Here is a 17,636-nt window from a genome sequence, read left to right as displayed (position 1 = left end):
ATACTGAATTATTAAATAGTTAAATCAAGTTTGTATCTACGGTTGAATACAATCTTAAAGTCGAGTATTTATTAAAAAACAATGATGTGAGCATTGAGTTGAAGTCAATATTTTTTAGGGTTGCCTTGGTATCAACTATTGTTGTAGCGATGCCGATTGGATTTGCAAAAACGCCTGCTCAAGCAGAAAAAGTGCTTCGTGTTGCTTTTCCTGCGCCTGATGATGGCTTTGATATGGTCAAAACCTTTAATTTCTATAGCGGTAATGTTGCTGATGTGATTTTTGAACGCTTGGTTCAATATGATTATTTAGCAAATCCAGTGAAATTAGTTCCTGCAACTGCTCAGAGCTTACCTATCATTGAAAAAAATGGGCAAATTTATACTTTTAAAATAAAGTCAGGCATTTACTTTACCGATGATCCAGCCTTCAAAGGAAAGCGTCGGGAGTTGGTTGCAGAAGACTATGTTTATTCGATTAAGCGCATTTTAGACCCTAAAAATCATGCACCATCTTTTTCTTTTATTGATAACAAATTAGTTGGGGCAAATGCTTTGGTTGAGCAAGCCAATAAAACAGGGCGCTTTAATTATGATGCTAAGATTGAAGGTGTAAAAGCCTTAGATAGATATACAATTCAATTTAAGCTGACCCAACCTGATTATAATTTTCCTTATATTCTTGCCTATAGCACATTTGGAGCGACGGCTAGAGAAGTAGTTGAATATTATAAAGATCAGTTAGGCATGCATCCTGTTGGAACAGGACCTTATATGCTGAGTCGATATGTCCCGCGTAGCAAGATTGAACTGATTGCCAATCCAGATTATCGAGGTTTTGTTTGGAATTTTAAATCGACAGGTACAGCGTGGGATAACCAACTCGTCAAGCAAATGAGTGGTAAGCGTATGCCGCAAATTGGCAAAGTGAATATTAGTATTATTGAAGAAGAACAATCGCGCTGGTTAGCATTTCAATCGAAACAATTGGATTTCGATACTTTAACTTCAAGCGCTATCCCTAAAGCGTTAGATCAAAACAATCAATTGAATGCTGCGATGCAACAAAAAGGGATTAGTCTTTATGCCAACAAAGAGGCAGAAGTCACTTATACCATGTTCAATATGCGTGATCCTATTGTTGGCGGAAATAGCTTAGATAAGGTCGCGTTAAGACGTGCAATTGCGATGTCTTTTAATCTGAATGAATATATTCGCATTCTAAGAAAAGGGCAGGCTGTTAGGGCTGAAATGTTAGTGCCTGCAGGTGTGAATGGGCATAACCCGAATTATCGCAGTAGTGTTGGTTATAACCCTGTTTTAGCCAATAAATTGCTTGATCATTTTGGCTATAAAAAAGGAACGGATGGCTATCGTCGTTTTCCAAATGGCAAGGTTTTAACTTTAAAAATCAATACAGAAAGTGGTTCTTCTTCAGTAATGTATTCTGAACTTTGGAAGAAAAATTTAGATGCGATAGGGATACGAGCTGAGTTTAAAGTGAGTAATTTTGCCGATAACTTAAAAGCAGCAACTCAATGTCAATATATGATGTGGAGTGGCGCATGGCATGCAGACTATCCTGAGGGCGAAAATTTTACTCAGTTATTGTACGGTGCAAATATTGGTCGTGGAAATCAATCATGTTATAAATCGGCTGCTTATGATGGCTTATATCAGCAAGCGATGAAATTAGCGCCTGATCAACGCACGCTATTCTATGAAAAAATGAGTCGACAAGTTGAAGCCGATAATCCTTGGATTTTGCAAGATACACGCATTAGAAACTGGGTGATTCAACCAGAGGTTCAGGGATTTAAAGCGCATCCCATTATGAATACCAATTGGCAATATTTAGATATTGTGCCCTCACAGCAAAATAAATAACGAGTTCAGGATGAAGCAAAATTTTAAATATTCGATGCCAAGTCATGCTCTAGCTCTGGTATTGGGCACAACATTAAGTTTAGGTGCATCTTATACACAAGCAAAAAGCCCAGCTAATCCGAATAAAGTGTTACGTTATGCTTTTCCAGTGGCTGAAACTGGATTTGATCCTGTTGCTGTACAAGATTTATATTCAGCACATATTTTGTATTCAGTGTTTGAAACGTTATATACCTATGATTATTTAGCTTCACCCGCAAAACTTGTTCCAAATACGGCGGTGGCTTTGCCAGAAGTAAGTACCGATGGCTTGACCTATACCATTCGAATAAAAAAAGGGATTTATTTTACTCCTGATCCTGTATTTAAAGGCAAAGCGAGAGAATTAACTGCAGCAGACTATGCCTATTCTTTTAAACGTTTGCTCGATCCAAATCTACATTCACCCAACAGTTGGTTGTTTGAGGGACGTATCTCAGGAATGGATAGTGCTATCCAGCAAGCAACGAAAAATGGAAAATTTAATTACGATCAGCCGATTGCAGGGCTACAAACACCAGATCGTTATACTTTGGTGATTCGATTAAAAGAACCAAATTATAATTTTCCAATGCTACTTGCACATCAGCCAACGGGTGCAGTCGCTCGTGAAGTGATTGAACATTATCGTGATAAAGCAGGCTATGCGATGGGACATCCTGTGGGGACAGGTCCTTATGTTCTCGCACAATGGACACCAGGTTCGCGTATTATTTTGAAAGCAAATCCTGATTATCGCGGTTACACATGGAATTTTAAAGCGACCAATCCTGAAGATCAGAAAATCGTACAGCAAATGCAAGGCAAAAAAATGCCGCAGATTGGTGTGGTCGATATTCAGGTGATTGAAGAATCACAGTCAGGATGGTTATCGTTCCAAAAAGATGGGCTAGATATATTTACTTTAGATGGTGAATTACCTGCACAAGCTTTAAAAGACGGTCAGTTAAAGCCAGAATTAGCCAAGAAAGGCATTCAACTTTCACGTATTGCTGACCCTTCGATTGATTATTTGTATTGGAATATACAAAATCCTGTGGTGGGTGGTTTCAGTAAGGAGAAAATTGCTTTGCGCCGTGCAATGGCAATGGCAATTTCCAAAGAGAAATTTATCAACATTCTAGCCAAAGGCAATGCCAAAAAATTAGAATCACCAATTCCTTATGGTATCGCGGGGCATGATCCCAATTATAAAAGCAGCATACCTTATTCCGTCAAAGCAGCAAATTTATTACTTGATCGTTATAACTACAAAGTGGGCAAAGATGGTTGGCGGATGTTGCCGAATGGCAAGCCACTGGTGATTGAATTTATGCCATCGAGTAGTAGTGCACGCAGTATGCAGATGGCTGAACTGTTAAAGAAAGAATTAGCCAATATCAAAGTCAATATGGTCTCTAAACCTGTGCCTTTTGCAGAAGGTTTAAAGGCTGAAAAACAATGTAAAACCATGTTTAAAGCTTCTGCTTGGATTGCAGATTATCCTGATGCAGACAATTTTGTACAGTTGTTTTATGGCAACAATATTCATGCTACCAACCATACTTGTTTTAAATTGCCAGAATATGATCGTTTATATGAACAGTCATTGAAACTTGCTGATGGCCCTGAACGTGATCTGCTCTATCGTAAAATATCACGTCTTTTAGAGTTTTATGCCCCTGTACAATTTATGTCGACTCGTTACCGTACTGTCGTGGCACAACCTCGAGTGATTGGCTATAAAAAGCATCCAATTCTGCCCGCAGAGTGGATGTACATCGATATTCAACAAAACAAACCATAGTGTCGAAAGAAGGTTCGTGAGAAACCTAAACAATATATGAATGAAATTAAATTGGAGAGAAATAATAATGGCGAAGAACATGTTGAAACAATCGACGCTGGGTCTGTTATCTATGGTAATGACAGGGATGAGCCAAGGTGTATGGGCAGAGAATACAACTGCGACTCTACCTCTTTTCAAACTGAATGATAGTGCAGAATGGTGTGATGCGAATTTACAAAAGTTACAACAGCGTATTTCTCAATTAGAAAAACAATCTATTCAACCGCAATCTACAGCTGCACCTATTCTAGCTGAATGGGATCAATTGATGGCGAGTTTTGAAGACTTCGCAGGACCAATTAGCTTATATAGCAATGTGGATCCCGATACGGAATTTCGTAAGGCTGCTGATGATTGTGAAGTAAAAATCAATCAGTTGCAGACTGAAATTTATCAGAACCCAAAATTGTATCAACGGATTAAAAATATCAAAACAACAGATCCAATTGATCGTAAATATCGTCAAGATATTCTTGATCAATTTGAAGATACAGGCGTGCAGCTTGTACCTGAAAAACGAGCACGTTTAAAACATATATTGGATGAGCTCACCAAACTTTCGCAAGAGTTCTCTCGTAATGTCCGCGACAATCCTGAAAAATTAGAATTCACACCAGCCGAATTAAAGGGACTACCTGAAAGTTATATTTCAGGCTTAAAGAAAAATGATAAAGGCAATTATTTATTGGGTTTTGAATATCCTGAATATCAACCTTTTATGGAACTTTCAGACAGTGATGATGCAAGAAAACGTTATCAAACGGCATTTACACGTCGTGGTACAGAAAAGAATTTAGTCCTCCTTAAACAGATTATCGATTTACGTTATGAACTGGCACAGTTATTTGGTCAGCCAAGTTATGCCGATTGGGCATTAAAGAAACGTATGGCGAAAACGCCAAAAACAGTCAATAACTTTTTGGCTGATGTGCATAAAGTCGTGGCACCGTTAGAGCAAAAAGAAGTGGATGAGTTACGTGCATTTAAAGCAAAAACTTTAAATGCCTCTTTGGATAAAGCTGAAATTAATCGTTGGAATGTGGGGTATTGGAGCGAAAAACTACGCAAAGATAAGTACCAGATTGACCAAGAAAAACTGCGTGATTATTTCCCAACACTCGCCGCACAGAAATGGTTGTTTGCAATTTCTGAGAATTTGTATGGTATTCAGTTTAAAGCTGCCAAAGTGGATACGTGGCAACTAGAAGTCGAATATTACGATGTTGTAGACCAAAAAACAGGTGAGATATTGGGTAGCTTATATATGGATAAGTTCCCACGTGAAGGTAAATATGGTCATGCAGCAGTATGGGGCGTATATGGTGGCAGTACGCTGAGTAAACGTAAACCAATCTCAGTATTAGTGACCAATTTTAATCGTAAAGGTTTAAACAGCAATGAGCTTGAAACTTTTGTGCATGAGTTTGGTCATGCTTTACATGGAATTTTGTCAAAAACCCGCTATTCGGGTCAGTCAGGAACATCTGTAGAGCGTGATTTTGTTGAAGCACCATCGCAAATGTATGAAGAATGGGCGCGCCGTAAAGAAACTTTATCTAAAGTCGCTGACTATTGTGATCCTGCTTGTCCGAGAGTGGATGATGCACTGATTGGACGATTAAAAGCTGTGCATAATTATGGACGTGGATTAGGGTATGCACGTCAAACGCTTTATGCACAATATGATATGGCATTGCATGGCGCTGATGCACTGAAAGTACAGCCGATGGCAGTTTGGAAAAAAATGGAATCAGCAACCGCATTGGACTATGTCCCAACGACTGAATTTCCTGGGCAGTTTGGACATCTGATGGGCTATCAAGCGGGCTATTATGGCTATATGTGGTCTGAAGTCTTGGCGCTCGATATGTTGTCAGCTTTTGGTGATAATTTAAATAACTCAGAGGTGGGGCAACGCTACCGCCAAACCATTCTGTCACAAGGCAGTCAAAAAAATGCGGCACAACTGGTCAAAGATTTCTTAGGCAGAGAACCAGATAACAAAGCTTTCTTTAGTGAAATTACAGGTCAACGGGTCAAATAAGGATTTGCCATTATGCTTGCTTATGTCGTGCGTAGATTATGGCAAATGATCCCGACCATGTTGGGCGTCATTCTGCTGATTTTCTTCTTGTTTAACTGGGTGGGGGGCGATCCTGCATATATTTTGGCAGGGAAAATGTCTAGCCCAGAGCAAATCGAAAACATCCGTAAACAATTGGGCGTTGATCAGCCCTACTATGTGCAGCTGTGGATTTTTATTAAACAGATCCTGACTTTCGATTATGGTGCGAGTTGGAGTACGGGAGAGCCTGTATCACAGATTATCCTGACCCGTTTAGGGCCTTCACTGACTTTATTGATTCCGCTCACGATTTTACAAACAGTGATTTCAATTATCCTTGCTTTAGCGGTTGCTTCAGTTCGTGGATCACTGACAGATCGTATAGTAATGATGCTATGTACCATCGGCATGTCGATCAGTATTTTGGTGTATATCATTGTTTTTCAGTATGTGCTTGCTTATCAACTGAGTTGGTTCCCTGTACAGGGCTGGAGTGATCATTTTAGTCAAAATTTATTCCATTATGCATTGCTGCCGATCTTAATCATGTTGGTGGTGAGTATTGCCCCAACTTTACGTTTGTATCGTAGTTTTGTACTGGATGAAATTAATCAGGATTATGTGCGGACTGCGCGTGCCAAAGGTGTGGGGGAGTCTCGGGTACTAGGTGTGCATGTATTGCGTAATGCATCGATTCCAATTGTCACTGAAGTGATGGCTAGTCTGCCTGCCTTACTGATTGGTGCTTTCTTGATTGAACGTTTCTTTGGTATTCCGGGCATCGGGCGTGAAATTATTATTGCGGTTGAGCGTAGTGATTTCCCTGTAATTAAAGCGATTACCGTATATATCGCTGTTGTGACCATGATTTTTAACTTGATTGCCGATCTGATTTATAAGCTCCTCGATCCTCGCGTACAGTTGAAGTAAGGGGATGACGATGCTCAGTACAATTTTTAAAGGCAAAACCTCTTTAAATGAATCATCTGCTTCAACAGGGTTATGGCAGCTTGCATTGAATCGACTGAAATCAGATCGAATCGCCGTGGTTTCTTTCTTGGTGGTGCTGTTTTATTTCATCCTGCTCGCGTTATCAATGACAGGCGTGATTGCTTCCAACTGGAATAAAGAAGTCGCAGTCAGCTACGCGCCACCGACATTTTTAGGGGCGGATATTGAGTCAGATCAAATTAAAGACAGTAGCCAGAAGATAGAGGCATTACCTGAAAATCCAGTTGATCCATTGAAAGATGTGATTCAACAGTTCAATGCCGAAATTCAGGCTGAACAACAAGGTGGCTCAGTCATTGATAATTATGGTGTGGTTGATCCTTTGGCAGAGGATATGCAGCAAATTGATCAACAGCTCGGTGGGCATCTACTTGATCAAAAACAAGAGTTAAAAACCACGTTGCCTTTTGGGGCAGATAAGTGGGGGCAGGATATCCTGCTCAAAACCATTAAAGGTGCTGAAACCTCAATTCTGGTCGGTTTGTTATCCGCTTTATTGGCTGTAGTGATTGGTACTTTCTTGGGTGCGATTGCAGGTTATTTCGGTGGTTGGGTGGATGATGTTCTGAACTGGTTCTACAACATTTTTACTTCGATTCCTTATTTATTATTGGTATTGGCCATTGCTGCGGTGCTCCAACAAAAGGGCATTCTATCGATTGTGCTGATTTTAGGTCTAACGGGTTGGACTGGGGTATTTCGTCTGATTCGTGCCGAATATATGAAGCATAAATCGCGTGAATATGTGCTTGCCGCAAAAGCCATTGGTGTCAGCCATTTACGCCGTATGTTTGTGCATATTTTTCCGAATGTCAGTCATATCGCGTTGGTTCAAATTTCGATTCTGGTGGTGTCATTTATCAAATCAGAGGTGATTCTGAGCTTCCTTGGTTTTGGCGTACCTGTGGGGGTGGTGTCATGGGGCAGTATGCTGAATGAGGCACAAAGTGAATTGATTTTGGGCAAATGGTGGCAACTGGCTGCGGCATCGATTGCAATGGTTATTCTGGTCACAGCATTCTCCATGTTTACCGATGCATTGCGTGATGCTTTAGATCCTAAGTTGAAATAGCGGAGACAAAATTATGCAACCTCAAAATGAAACACCGCTATTACAGGTAGACGATCTTCGGGTCAGCTTTAAAGGCGAAAATAAACAATGGATCGAAACAGTTAAAGGAATTTCATTTTCAATTCCTAAAAATAAAACCGTGGCTTTGGTCGGTGAGTCAGGCAGTGGTAAATCAGTTACTTCCTTGGCGGTAATGGGTTTATTACCGAAAGGACAAAGTCAAATTGCAGCGCAAAGTCGTATTACTTTTGAGGGTAAGGATTTACTGAATTTATCTGCAAAAGAGATTAGGAAAATCTGTGGTAGGGAGATTGCCATGATTTTCCAAGAGCCGATGTCTTCATTGAATCCTGTATTTACCGTAGGTGATCAGATTGCCGAAGTGCTGTGCATTCATTTAGGCATGGGACGCAAGCAGGCTAGAGTACGAGTGCTTGAGTTACTTCGAGAAGTCGGTATTCCAGCACCTGAAACAAAAATAGATGCGTATCCAAGTCAGCTTTCTGGTGGTCAGCAGCAACGGGTCATGATTGCGATGGCAATCGCCTGTGAACCAAAATTATTGATTGCGGATGAACCAACCACGGCATTAGATGTCACCATTCAAAAGCAAATCATTGATTTGTTGGAATCACTACGACAACGCCATGAAATGTCGATGCTGTTCATCACCCATGATTTAGCACTGGTTGGTGAAATTGCTGATGAAGTGATCGTGATGCGTCATGGTGAAATCCGTGAATGTGGCGCTGTTGAGCAAGTGTTGGAACAACCGAAAGATGTGTACACCCGTGCTTTGCTACATTGCCGTCCGCAACTTTCAACACGTCCATACCGTTTACCTGTGACCAGTGATTTTATGAAGCAGGACGAAAATGGACAACTGATTGAAGCAACCAATTTGTCCGAATTAAATCTGAAACAACGGTCGCGAGGACTCACTGGTGAAGAAACCATTGTTTTAGAAGTCAAAGATCTGAAAAAATCGTTTTATAGCCGTAAAGGACTATGGGGAAGTGATGAATTTCAGGCCGTAAAAGGTGTTTCTTTCCAACTGGCTAAAGGCAAGACTTTAGGTTTGGTTGGAGAGTCTGGTTCTGGGAAAACCACCATTGGCCTATTGTTAATGCGTTTGCATGAGGCGACAGGTGGGCAGGCTTTGATTGGTGGCAAAGATATTCTTGCCATGACTGAGAAAGAATTTTCACAGTATCAGCGTAAAATTCAAATTATTTTCCAGAATCCATATGCTTCACTCAATCCACGCTTTACCATTGGTCAGATTTTATTGGAGCCGATGCGGATTCATGGTATTGGACAGAATGATGCTGAACGCAAGAAAATTACACTCGAGCTATTGGAAAGGGTGAGCTTACCAATACAAGCTTATGATCGTTATCCGCATGAGTTTTCAGGTGGGCAGCGACAACGGATTGCGATTGCACGTTGCTTGACTTTAAAACCAGAGATTTTGATTTGTGATGAATCCGTTTCTGCCTTAGATGTTTCGGTGCAGGCGCAAGTATTGAATTTATTGCAAGATCTACAGGATGAATTTGGTCTGAGTTATATCTTTATTTCGCATGATTTATCCGTAGTGAAATATATTTCAGACCAAGTGATGGTGATGAATCATGGGGAATTGGTTGAAATTGCCAATTCGGATGAGTTGTATTTACATCCACAACATGAATATACCAAGAAACTGCTGAATGCGATCCCGAAAGGCATTGTTCAGCAAGCTTGAAGCCAATAAAAAAACGCTCTAATTAGAGCGTTTTTTTACTTTAAAGCCAAGAATTAGAACTTCTTAAAGCCTTTATTAAAACCAATGGTTTTACGACCATTGTTATTGTTGCCATTACCGCTTGGGCGTTGCTGTTGCTGTTGCTGATCTTGTTCATCATCACGACGTTGCTGACGTAAATAACCACCACGACGTGCAGCCAATGGTTTTTCTGCCATTTTTTCTGTACGACGTTTCGCCATACCGAATAAGCCAGTACCTTGACGTGGTTTTAATTCAACTGATTTCGCTAAATTGTCGATATCTGTTTTATCTAATTCCATCCAACGGCCTGTACGTAATTCACGTGGCAAAATGACAGTGCCATAACGGGTACGTAACAAGCGGCTCACTTTTAAGCTCTGGGATTCAAAGATACGACGTACTTCGCGATTACGACCTTCTTTAACCACAACTTGATACCAACGGTTGATACCTTCACCGCCAATTTCAGAGAATGATTCGAATTTGGCTGGACCATCTTCAAGCTCAACACCTTTCAGCATGTTATTGCGAATTTGTGGCGTGACTTCACCCATCACACGTACCGCATATTCACGCTCAACTTCGTTTGAAGGGTGCATTAAACGGTTAGCAAGTTCACCATCATTCGTGAATAACAATAAACCAGTACTGTTAATATCCAGACGCCCTACCATTACCCAACGGTCATTTGCGATTTGAGGCAAATGATCAAATACAGTTGGACGTTTCTCAGGATCATTGCGTGAGCAAATTTCACCCTCTGGTTTATAGTAAATGAGAACACGGCGGCGAATTTCATCTTCAACCTGAAACTGAACTTTACGACCATCGATACGGAGTTCATCTGTAGGTTCAATACGTTCACCCACTTGAGCAATTTTTCCATTGATACTGACGCGACCAGCAGCAATGACTTCCTCCATATAGCGACGTGAGCCTAACCCGACTCTCGCTAAAACCTTTTGTAATTTTTCACTCATGACAGCACAACCTTAGACATAATGATCAACAGTTCACCTCTCAAGACTTCGGTGCATGTGCATCGAGTGTCATGAATGCTTCCTTGGCGTTCTGCAGGGGAGGCAATTGACCTAGCGAAGCTAAACCAAATGCATTTAAAAATTGGGGCGTTGTGACTAACAACGCAGGTCTTCCAGGTAAATCTCTAAAACCAGATTCTTTGATCCAGTTCCAGTCAAATAAGTTTCTCAAGATCTGACTATTATTCGATACACCACGAATCTGTTCAATATCAGCACGTGTAACAGGCTGATGGTACGCAATCACTGCGACTGTTTCGAGTAGCGAGGGCGATAATTTGGTTGGGCGTTCTGGCCAAACCTGCGCAATAATATTGCGATACTTTGCTCGCACCTGAAAACGAAACCCTTGAGCCGTCTCAATTAACTCAATTGAACGGCCATGTTGTAACATCGCAAGTTGCTGCAAAAAATGACGTAATTGTTGTTTATTATATTGGTTTTGAAATGCTTCTTTTAGTCGTGCAAGTGAAACTGGTGAGTCACTAGCGAACAAAATTGCTTCAATCTGTAATAAGACATCGTGATGAATATCTTCAAGTGACATTCCTTCATTGGTGTCAAATGGATCTAAACTCATGCTGCAATGCCTTGAACTGTTAAAGGAGCTTCAATACCTGTATGGATGATTTGAATTTTTTGCTGGCGCGTGAGTTCAAGCACTGCCATAAAAGTCACCACCATGCCCATACGACCTTGCATAGGATTTAATAATTCCATAAAACTTAATGCTTGACCTGATGCAAGTTGGCCTTCAATAAATGCTATACGTTCTTCGAGCAGTACTGGTTCCTGCGCAACAATATGTGTGATCGGTTCTGGACGATTAAACACACAAAATAGTGCATCACGTAAGGCATCGACATCATAACCTTCATAAATTGGAGCAATATGTCCAATACTTACATTGGCACTAAAAGTATCTCTTTCAAAAATTGGCATTTGCCCCAATCGTTCAGCTGCTTGCTTAATACGGAGGTATGTTTCTAAACGATCAATCAATTCTTGTTTAGGATCTTTTTCAAATTGATCAACTAGAGTTGGTTTTGGAAGCAATAATCGTGATTTCAAATCAGCGAGTAGTGCTGCCATAACCATATAATCTGCAGTTAATTCGATATTCAAAGACTTCATACTATCCATGTAGGATAGATATTGTGTTGCGATTGGAGAGATATCGAGTTGTAAAAGATCAAAGCCATTTTTCTGAATCAAATAAATCAGAAAGTCTAATGGCCCTTCAAACTGCTCCAGTAAAATTTCAAATGCGGCAGGTGGAATGTACAAATCTTCAGGTATGACTTCTTGCCACTCGTCAAGCACACGAATGGAAGGAATTAATTCCAAGGTCGAAGGAAGAATTTGATTCATTACCGTTTATAAGCCACGCGAATTTTCAAAAGCATGAAAGGATGATTTTTTTGTGTTCAAGAAAGTGACACATGCTATAAGCAAGCCTATTCTAATCGAAATCCTTCATTTAATAAATTACTCACTTACAAAAACCTTAAAGTTCTCAGGGTATTTTCTATACTTATACAAGCGAATATGGATGATATAAAAATCTTATGCTTAAATTGGTCATTAAACATCGCATTTCTAAATTATAAGTCACCATGAAAAATTATTTAAAAACACAACAGAATCAGTTCGGACAAACGATAGGTTTTTCGTTTGAAGAAAATGTGACAGCTTCACCCGTGCAAGGAAATTTATTTGGACAATACGTTCAGTTGATTGATGTAGCAGATGGAATTACGAATCAGGTCGCAGAACAGTTATGGGAAGCTGTATCCACAGAACCCGATGAGCAATGCTGGACTTATCTGCCATATTCTGCCCCACATAGCCAACATAGCTTAAAAGATTCATTAGACAACTTATTCGGCTTTAAAGATTCCACTCACTTTCTAATTCAAGTTGCTGAAGAGATACAAGGTTGGGTTGCATTGTTAAATCCGAGGCTTGGGCATGGCGTGATTGAGATTGGTAATGTTTATTTTTCACATAAAATGAAAAAATCAAAGGCGTCAACTGAAACAATTTTTTTACTGCTAGAACAATGTTTTGCACATGGTTTTAGACGTATTGAATGGAAATGTGATGATTGTAATGCGCCTTCTAAAGCTGCTGCTTTACGTTTCGGTTTTCAGTATGAAGGCTTATTTCGCCAAGATCGGATCATAAAAGGACGAAATCGAAATACTGCATGGTTTTCGATTGTTGATGATGAGTGGTCGGAATTAAAAAATGCTTATCAGCAATGGCTGAGTCCTGATAATTTTGATGAACACGGTTTTCAGAAACAACGACTTTCAGACTTTGTATCATTCAACTAAATACTAAGCATCATAAATTGCATATTCAATAATATGTAGACATTGGTCTCGAAGGCACAAGTTTTGCTGCTCTAGATTTTTCAATATTTCTTTTACAACAAATACCTCTAAAAAATATTCAAAAATTGAGCTGTTATGCTTCACTTGTATTAATCCTTCGGGTGGCTCTTTTAAAACAATAGCTGTTGATTCTAAAAGCCAAGGTTCAATGACATAGATTGTTTGATCATCTTGATAATCATAGATGTTTAGTAAAACTTGAAATAAATCCATTTTCTACTTTATTTGAATTTGAGATCTATTCAAAAGCGCTGACATCACCAACACCACGACGGATAATTTCAGGATTTTCTCCAGATAAATCCACGATACTGGTGGTTGATAAAGTCCCAAAACCACTATCAATAAACACATCAATCCGTTTACCGAGCTGATTTTCAATATCGTATGGATCATCTAGGGGATCTTTTTGATCAGGCAAGATCAATGTACTGGTTAATAACGGTTCACCAAGTTCTTTTAATAAAGCTTGTGCAACAGGATTACTTGGAATGCGCAGACCAATTGTTTTTTTCTTTGGGTGCATTAAGCGCTTAGGCACTTCACTGGTAGCAGGTAAAATAAATGTGGTAATAGCAGGGGTATTGGCTTTTAACAGTCTGTACATCGCATTATCGACTTTTGCATAAGTTGCAATATCAGATAAATCACAACACATAATTGCATATTGATGTTTAGGACCTAAGCCACGAATTTGAGCTATTCGCTCCATCGCACTTTTATTCCCAATCTGACAACCAATCGCATAGGCTGCATCAGTTGGATAAACCACCACATCACCTGCACGAATACGTTCAACAGCTTGTGTGATTAAGCGAGCCTGTGGATTTTCAGGATGAATATGTAAATGTAACATTATTATTGTAACTCCCTGATCTTTATGGCTGAATTAAGTATGAAACTTGTTCTAGTAAAGATGCAAGTCTTAGATGTGTTAATTTTGTCATTCAATCAAGTAATTCACGTTTAAATTCATTTAGTTGTAATGGTAAGCCATTACGAGTACAAACACAGATATAGTGAATAAAATGTGCAGCATCTCGTGGCAAAATGGCTTCACCTGAAAAATAACGTTGTACTTGAGCAAAAACATTATCTTTAAATTGTGTCCCATTGCCGCTATCACCCGTTAAGTTATCTAAAGAGACACGAAACTTTCGACCAAAGGCTGTTGCAAATAACCATTCAATGGCTTGAGGCTTAATTTCAACTTGTTCAAATAAAGCTTGCTGTTCTGCAGTACGACCATCGGGTGCATACCAATAACCTAAATCAGGTAAAAGGCGACGTTTTTCACCTGAAATACTCCAATGACTAATTTCATGTAAGGCACTGTTAAAGAAACCATGTGCAAATTGGATTTTTGCAGGCTGTTGATTTATGGCTGGGAAATATTCTGGTTCAAAATCACCTTTAACAAGCGTGACATTATGGTGGGAAAACCAATCATTAAAGTGTAAAATAAGCCAATCAACCTGTTCTAGTTCTGTTGTTAACTTTTGCCAAGATGAGCGTTGCACTTGATCTGGTGTTAACATAGGAGCAGTGATTGAATGGGGGCTAACAAGTGATGAAGTTGTTACTTCAAGTTGCGGCTGCAACAGATGCATTGCTGTGTTACCACGAGTTCTGTCTAAAGAAGTGCAAAATTGTATCTTAATCTTTGACAGAGTACCGATGAATTTGTAGAATTGCCGCCTTAATTATGTCAGCAAATACTTTTCCAAGCCAAATCGAGCCATTTAAATGGGCTGAACAGGGCTATACATGGTCAGGAACACTGCCATTGTCTCGCTTTGCTCGTATTGCTCGAGAAGCTGTTGGTTCAATTGATGATCAATTGATCAACATAGACTGTAAGCTATCAATGGATGCCTATCATCGCATTGTATGGTTAGATGGACATATTGATACTAAAGTTCCAATGGAATGCCAACGTTGTTTGGGATCTGTTGAAATTGAATTAGTCTCAGAATTTCATTTAGCTTTAATTGATGATGAGTCACTGATAGAGCGATTGGATGAGGATGCTGATTTCATCGTTTTAGGTGAAAGTGAATCGTCGAAAAAAGGGAGTATTGATACACCTGCTTCGATTGATTTACTCGCATTACTAGAAGATGAATTGTTATTGTTGATGCCTTTGTCTCCCAAACATGATGTTTGTGAGCATAAACATCAACCTGTCGTTCAGGACGTTGTCGAAGAAAAGCGGGATAATCCGTTTGATGTTTTGGCAAGTTTGAAAGGCAAACTTAACTCATAACACAATTTGTGTTATCATGTTGAGTTAAGACAACTGAATTTGTTCTGATCCATTTTTCGATCTTTGTAAGGAGCCATCATGGCCGTTCAGCAAAACCGTAAAAGTCGCTCTCGCCGTGACATGCGCCGTTCACATGACGCTTTAACCGAGAATGCATTATCTGTAGACCAAACTACTGGTGAAACTCATCGTCGTCACCACGTGACTAAAGACGGTATTTACCGTGGTCGTCAATTATTCGCTAAAGCAGCTGATGCTGAATAATTGAGTTATATGCATTAAGCGTTAGCTTAAAGTATAAAAAAAATGGGAGCGAAAGCTCCCTTTTTTGTTGTTTTTCGCAATTAAAAAACGATTTAATCAATGGTAAATTGCCGCATCGGAAAAGAGTCTCTTGTCATTCTCATGTAGAATCATGAGTGTTGATAAAATTGGCGATAGACCATTTTAAGGATTTATATATGTCGACTAAGCGACTTGAGCAGGCTGCTCAAGCAACAAAAACAGCATTTGTTTTTCCTGGTCAGGGTTCACAAAAAGTAGGGATGCTGGCTGAGCTTGCAGAGCAGTTTAGTGTCGTTCGAGATACCTTTGCAGAAGCATCAGCAGCACTTGGTTTTGATCTTTGGCAGATTGCCCAAAGTGGTGAGGGTTTAGATCAAACTGAAAATACTCAACCAGTTTTGCTAACAGCAAGTATTGCCTTATGGCGTGTATGGTTAGAGTTAGGTGGTATAGCACCGAAATACTTGGCTGGACATTCTTTGGGAGAATATAGTGCGCTTGTTGCAGCAGAGGCAATGACTCTAGCTGACGCGGTTAAATTAGTTCATTTACGCGGAAAATTGATGCAGAGTGCTGTTCCTCAAGGTACAGGCGCAATGGCGGCAATTCTTGGTTTAGCCGATGAGAAAGTGATCGAGCTTTGCCAAAAAGTGAATGCAACTGCGGCTGGTCAAGGTTCGGTTGAAGCAGCGAATTATAATGCGCAAGGTCAGGTGGTGATTGCAGGCAGTACAGCTTTGGTTCAGCAAGTCATGGCTGAAGCAAAAGAGCAATCTGGTAAAGCGATTGCATTGCCTGTTTCTGTTCCGTCACATTGTACCTTGATGAAAACAGCAGCAGAAAAGTTTGCTGAAGCTTTGGAACAAACTGCCATTGAGCTACCCTACCTTCCTGTAATACAAAATGTCAACGCGGAAATCGCGACAGATGTTGCTCAATTACGTCAGGCATTAACGGCTCAGTTATATCAGTCAGTTCAATGGACACGTACCATGCAATATCTTCAAGATGAAGGTGTGCAGTATGTGGTTGAGTGTGGACCAGGTACAGTACTCAGCAATCTTGCCAAGCGATTACCCAACATAGAAAAAGCATTTGCGATTGATAGCAAAGCACGTATGGAAGATGCCCTAAACGCAGTGTTAGTGGCAGAAGGAAAAATTGCATGACACAACAACGAAAAGTTGCGTTAGTGACAGGAGCAAGCCGTGGTATTGGCGCAGCAATTGCACAGCAACTCATTCAAGACGGTTATTTTGTGGTAGGCACCGCAACTTCTGAATCAGGTGCGCAAAAACTGACAGAAAGCTTTGCTGAACATGGAGCAGGTGCTGTACTCGATGTTCGTGATGGTGCAGCGATTGATGCACTTGTATCAGATATTGAACAAAAATATGGTTCAGTACTGATCTTGGTGAACAACGCAGGCATTACCAAAGATAACTTGTTGCTTCGTATGTCGGAAGATGATTGGGACGATATTCTCAATATACATCTGAAAGCCGTATACCGCTTGTCTAAGCGCGTATTGAAAGGTATGACCAAAGCACGTTTTGGCCGCATTATTAACATTAGTTCAGTGGTCGCACATTTTGCGAATCCTGGACAAGCGAACTACTCAGCAGCAAAAGCAGGGATTGAAGCATTTAGTCGTAGCTTAGCCAAAGAGATGGGGAGTCGTCAGATTACAGTGAACAGTGTTGCACCTGGTTTCATTGCCACTGAAATGACTGATCAGTTAAGCGAAGATATTCGTAAAAAAATGACTGATCAAGTAGCTTTAAGTCGTCTAGGTGAACCTCAAGATATTGCTGATGCAGTGAGTTTCTTGGCGAGCGATAAGGCTAGTTACATTACTGGTACAGTTTTACACGTAAATGGTGGTCTATACATGGCCTAACTGGCGATGTATAAACTTTTAAAAGTTTTTATATTCAATTAAACTAGTGGCAAATTAAAACGCCACAAGCAATG

General features: G+C 40.0%; 17 protein-coding genes. 11 read left to right on the top strand and 6 right to left on the bottom strand.

Annotated features, from left to right (window positions below):
* The first annotated feature begins 98 nt into the window (after nucleotides 1-98).
* The 6 genes from IEV17_RS13375 (at nucleotide 99) to IEV17_RS13350 (ending at nucleotide 9,648) form a co-directional block, all read left to right on the top strand.
* Entirely contained in the window at nucleotides 99-1,886 is a 1,788-nt protein-coding gene (locus IEV17_RS13375) for an ABC transporter substrate-binding protein (RefSeq protein WP_051063529.1), read from the top strand.
* A gap of 10 nt (nucleotides 1,887-1,896) precedes the next feature.
* Nucleotides 1,897-3,711 carry an ABC transporter substrate-binding protein gene (locus tag IEV17_RS13370; RefSeq protein WP_004663579.1) on the top strand — a complete coding sequence of 605 codons (1,815 nt, stop codon included), beginning with the start codon at nucleotides 1,897-1,899 and terminating at the stop codon, nucleotides 3,709-3,711.
* A 67-nt stretch (nucleotides 3,712-3,778) separates the two neighbouring features.
* The gene (locus IEV17_RS13365; RefSeq protein WP_004663578.1) at nucleotides 3,779-5,797 is read left to right on the top strand and encodes a M3 family metallopeptidase; all 2,019 of its coding nucleotides are present in this window, start codon (nucleotides 3,779-3,781) and stop codon (nucleotides 5,795-5,797) included.
* A gap of 12 nt (nucleotides 5,798-5,809) precedes the next feature.
* Entirely contained in the window at nucleotides 5,810-6,748 is a 939-nt protein-coding gene (locus tag IEV17_RS13360) for an ABC transporter permease (RefSeq protein ID WP_004663577.1), read from the top strand.
* A gap of 10 nt (nucleotides 6,749-6,758) precedes the next feature.
* Nucleotides 6,759-7,901: an ABC transporter permease gene (locus IEV17_RS13355; protein ID WP_004663576.1), complete on the top strand. Its 1,143-nt coding sequence runs from the start codon at nucleotides 6,759-6,761 to the stop codon at nucleotides 7,899-7,901.
* Between the two features lie 13 nt (nucleotides 7,902-7,914).
* On the top strand, nucleotides 7,915-9,648 hold the full coding sequence (locus tag IEV17_RS13350) for an ABC transporter ATP-binding protein (protein ID WP_004663575.1): 1,734 nt from the start codon (nucleotides 7,915-7,917) through the stop codon (nucleotides 9,646-9,648).
* A gap of 53 nt (nucleotides 9,649-9,701) precedes the next feature.
* Here IEV17_RS13350 and rluB read toward each other — a convergent pair whose 3' ends face one another.
* The 3 genes from rluB to IEV17_RS13335 are packed head-to-tail and all read right to left on the bottom strand — an operon-like array spanning nucleotide 9,702 to nucleotide 12,083.
* A complete protein-coding gene (gene rluB / locus IEV17_RS13345; protein WP_004663574.1) occupies nucleotides 9,702-10,652 on the bottom strand; it encodes a 23S rRNA pseudouridine(2605) synthase RluB in 951 nt (316 codons plus the stop codon).
* Nucleotides 10,653-10,692: 40 nt separating this feature from the next.
* Nucleotides 10,693-11,292, bottom strand: a complete 600-nt coding sequence (scpB, locus tag IEV17_RS13340; protein ID WP_004663573.1) for an SMC-Scp complex subunit ScpB — start codon at nucleotides 11,290-11,292, stop codon at nucleotides 10,693-10,695.
* Entirely contained in the window at nucleotides 11,289-12,083 is a 795-nt protein-coding gene (locus tag IEV17_RS13335) for a segregation and condensation protein A (protein WP_004663571.1), read from the bottom strand. The genes scpB and IEV17_RS13335 overlap by 4 nt, the downstream gene beginning before the upstream one ends.
* Nucleotides 12,084-12,328: 245 nt before the next feature.
* On the opposite strand from IEV17_RS13335, the gene IEV17_RS13330 reads away from it, so the two are divergent.
* Nucleotides 12,329-13,051 carry a GNAT family N-acetyltransferase gene (locus IEV17_RS13330; RefSeq protein ID WP_004663569.1) on the top strand — a complete coding sequence of 241 codons (723 nt, stop codon included), beginning with the start codon at nucleotides 12,329-12,331 and terminating at the stop codon, nucleotides 13,049-13,051.
* Between the two features lie 3 nt (nucleotides 13,052-13,054).
* On the opposite strand, the gene IEV17_RS13325 is transcribed toward IEV17_RS13330, so the two are convergent.
* The 3 genes from IEV17_RS13325 to IEV17_RS13315 form a co-directional block, all read right to left on the bottom strand.
* Nucleotides 13,055-13,324, bottom strand: coding sequence for a hypothetical protein (locus tag IEV17_RS13325; RefSeq protein WP_004663567.1), 270 nt, complete (start codon nucleotides 13,322-13,324; stop codon nucleotides 13,055-13,057).
* Nucleotides 13,325-13,349: 25 nt separating this feature from the next.
* Entirely contained in the window at nucleotides 13,350-13,967 is a 618-nt protein-coding gene (locus tag IEV17_RS13320; RefSeq protein ID WP_004663566.1) for an L-threonylcarbamoyladenylate synthase, read from the bottom strand.
* Between the two features lie 91 nt (nucleotides 13,968-14,058).
* A complete protein-coding gene (locus IEV17_RS13315; protein WP_004663563.1) occupies nucleotides 14,059-14,721 on the bottom strand; it encodes an elongation factor P hydroxylase in 663 nt (220 codons plus the stop codon).
* A gap of 95 nt (nucleotides 14,722-14,816) precedes the next feature.
* Between IEV17_RS13315 and IEV17_RS13310 the strand changes: the two genes are divergently transcribed.
* The 4 genes from IEV17_RS13310 (at nucleotide 14,817) to fabG (ending at nucleotide 17,562) form a co-directional block, all read left to right on the top strand.
* Entirely contained in the window at nucleotides 14,817-15,377 is a 561-nt protein-coding gene (locus tag IEV17_RS13310; RefSeq protein ID WP_004663562.1) for a YceD family protein, read from the top strand.
* A gap of 78 nt (nucleotides 15,378-15,455) precedes the next feature.
* The gene (gene rpmF / locus IEV17_RS13305) at nucleotides 15,456-15,641 is read left to right on the top strand and encodes a 50S ribosomal protein L32 (RefSeq protein ID WP_004638135.1); all 186 of its coding nucleotides are present in this window, start codon (nucleotides 15,456-15,458) and stop codon (nucleotides 15,639-15,641) included.
* Nucleotides 15,642-15,838: 197 nt separating this feature from the next.
* Nucleotides 15,839-16,831 carry an ACP S-malonyltransferase gene (gene fabD / locus IEV17_RS13300; protein WP_004663560.1) on the top strand — a complete coding sequence of 331 codons (993 nt, stop codon included), beginning with the start codon at nucleotides 15,839-15,841 and terminating at the stop codon, nucleotides 16,829-16,831.
* Nucleotides 16,828-17,562 (top strand): 3-oxoacyl-ACP reductase FabG, encoded by a 735-nt coding sequence (gene fabG / locus IEV17_RS13295; RefSeq protein WP_004663557.1) that lies wholly within the window; start codon nucleotides 16,828-16,830, stop codon nucleotides 17,560-17,562. Before fabD ends, fabG begins: the two co-directional genes overlap by 4 nt.
* The last annotated feature ends 74 nt before the right edge of the window (nucleotides 17,563-17,636 follow it).

Origin of the sequence: Acinetobacter modestus, from assembly GCF_014636095.1 — a bacterium.
Taxonomy (GTDB): domain Bacteria; phylum Pseudomonadota; class Gammaproteobacteria; order Pseudomonadales; family Moraxellaceae; genus Acinetobacter; species Acinetobacter modestus.
This window is presented reverse-complemented; position numbering and strand designations above follow the sequence as displayed.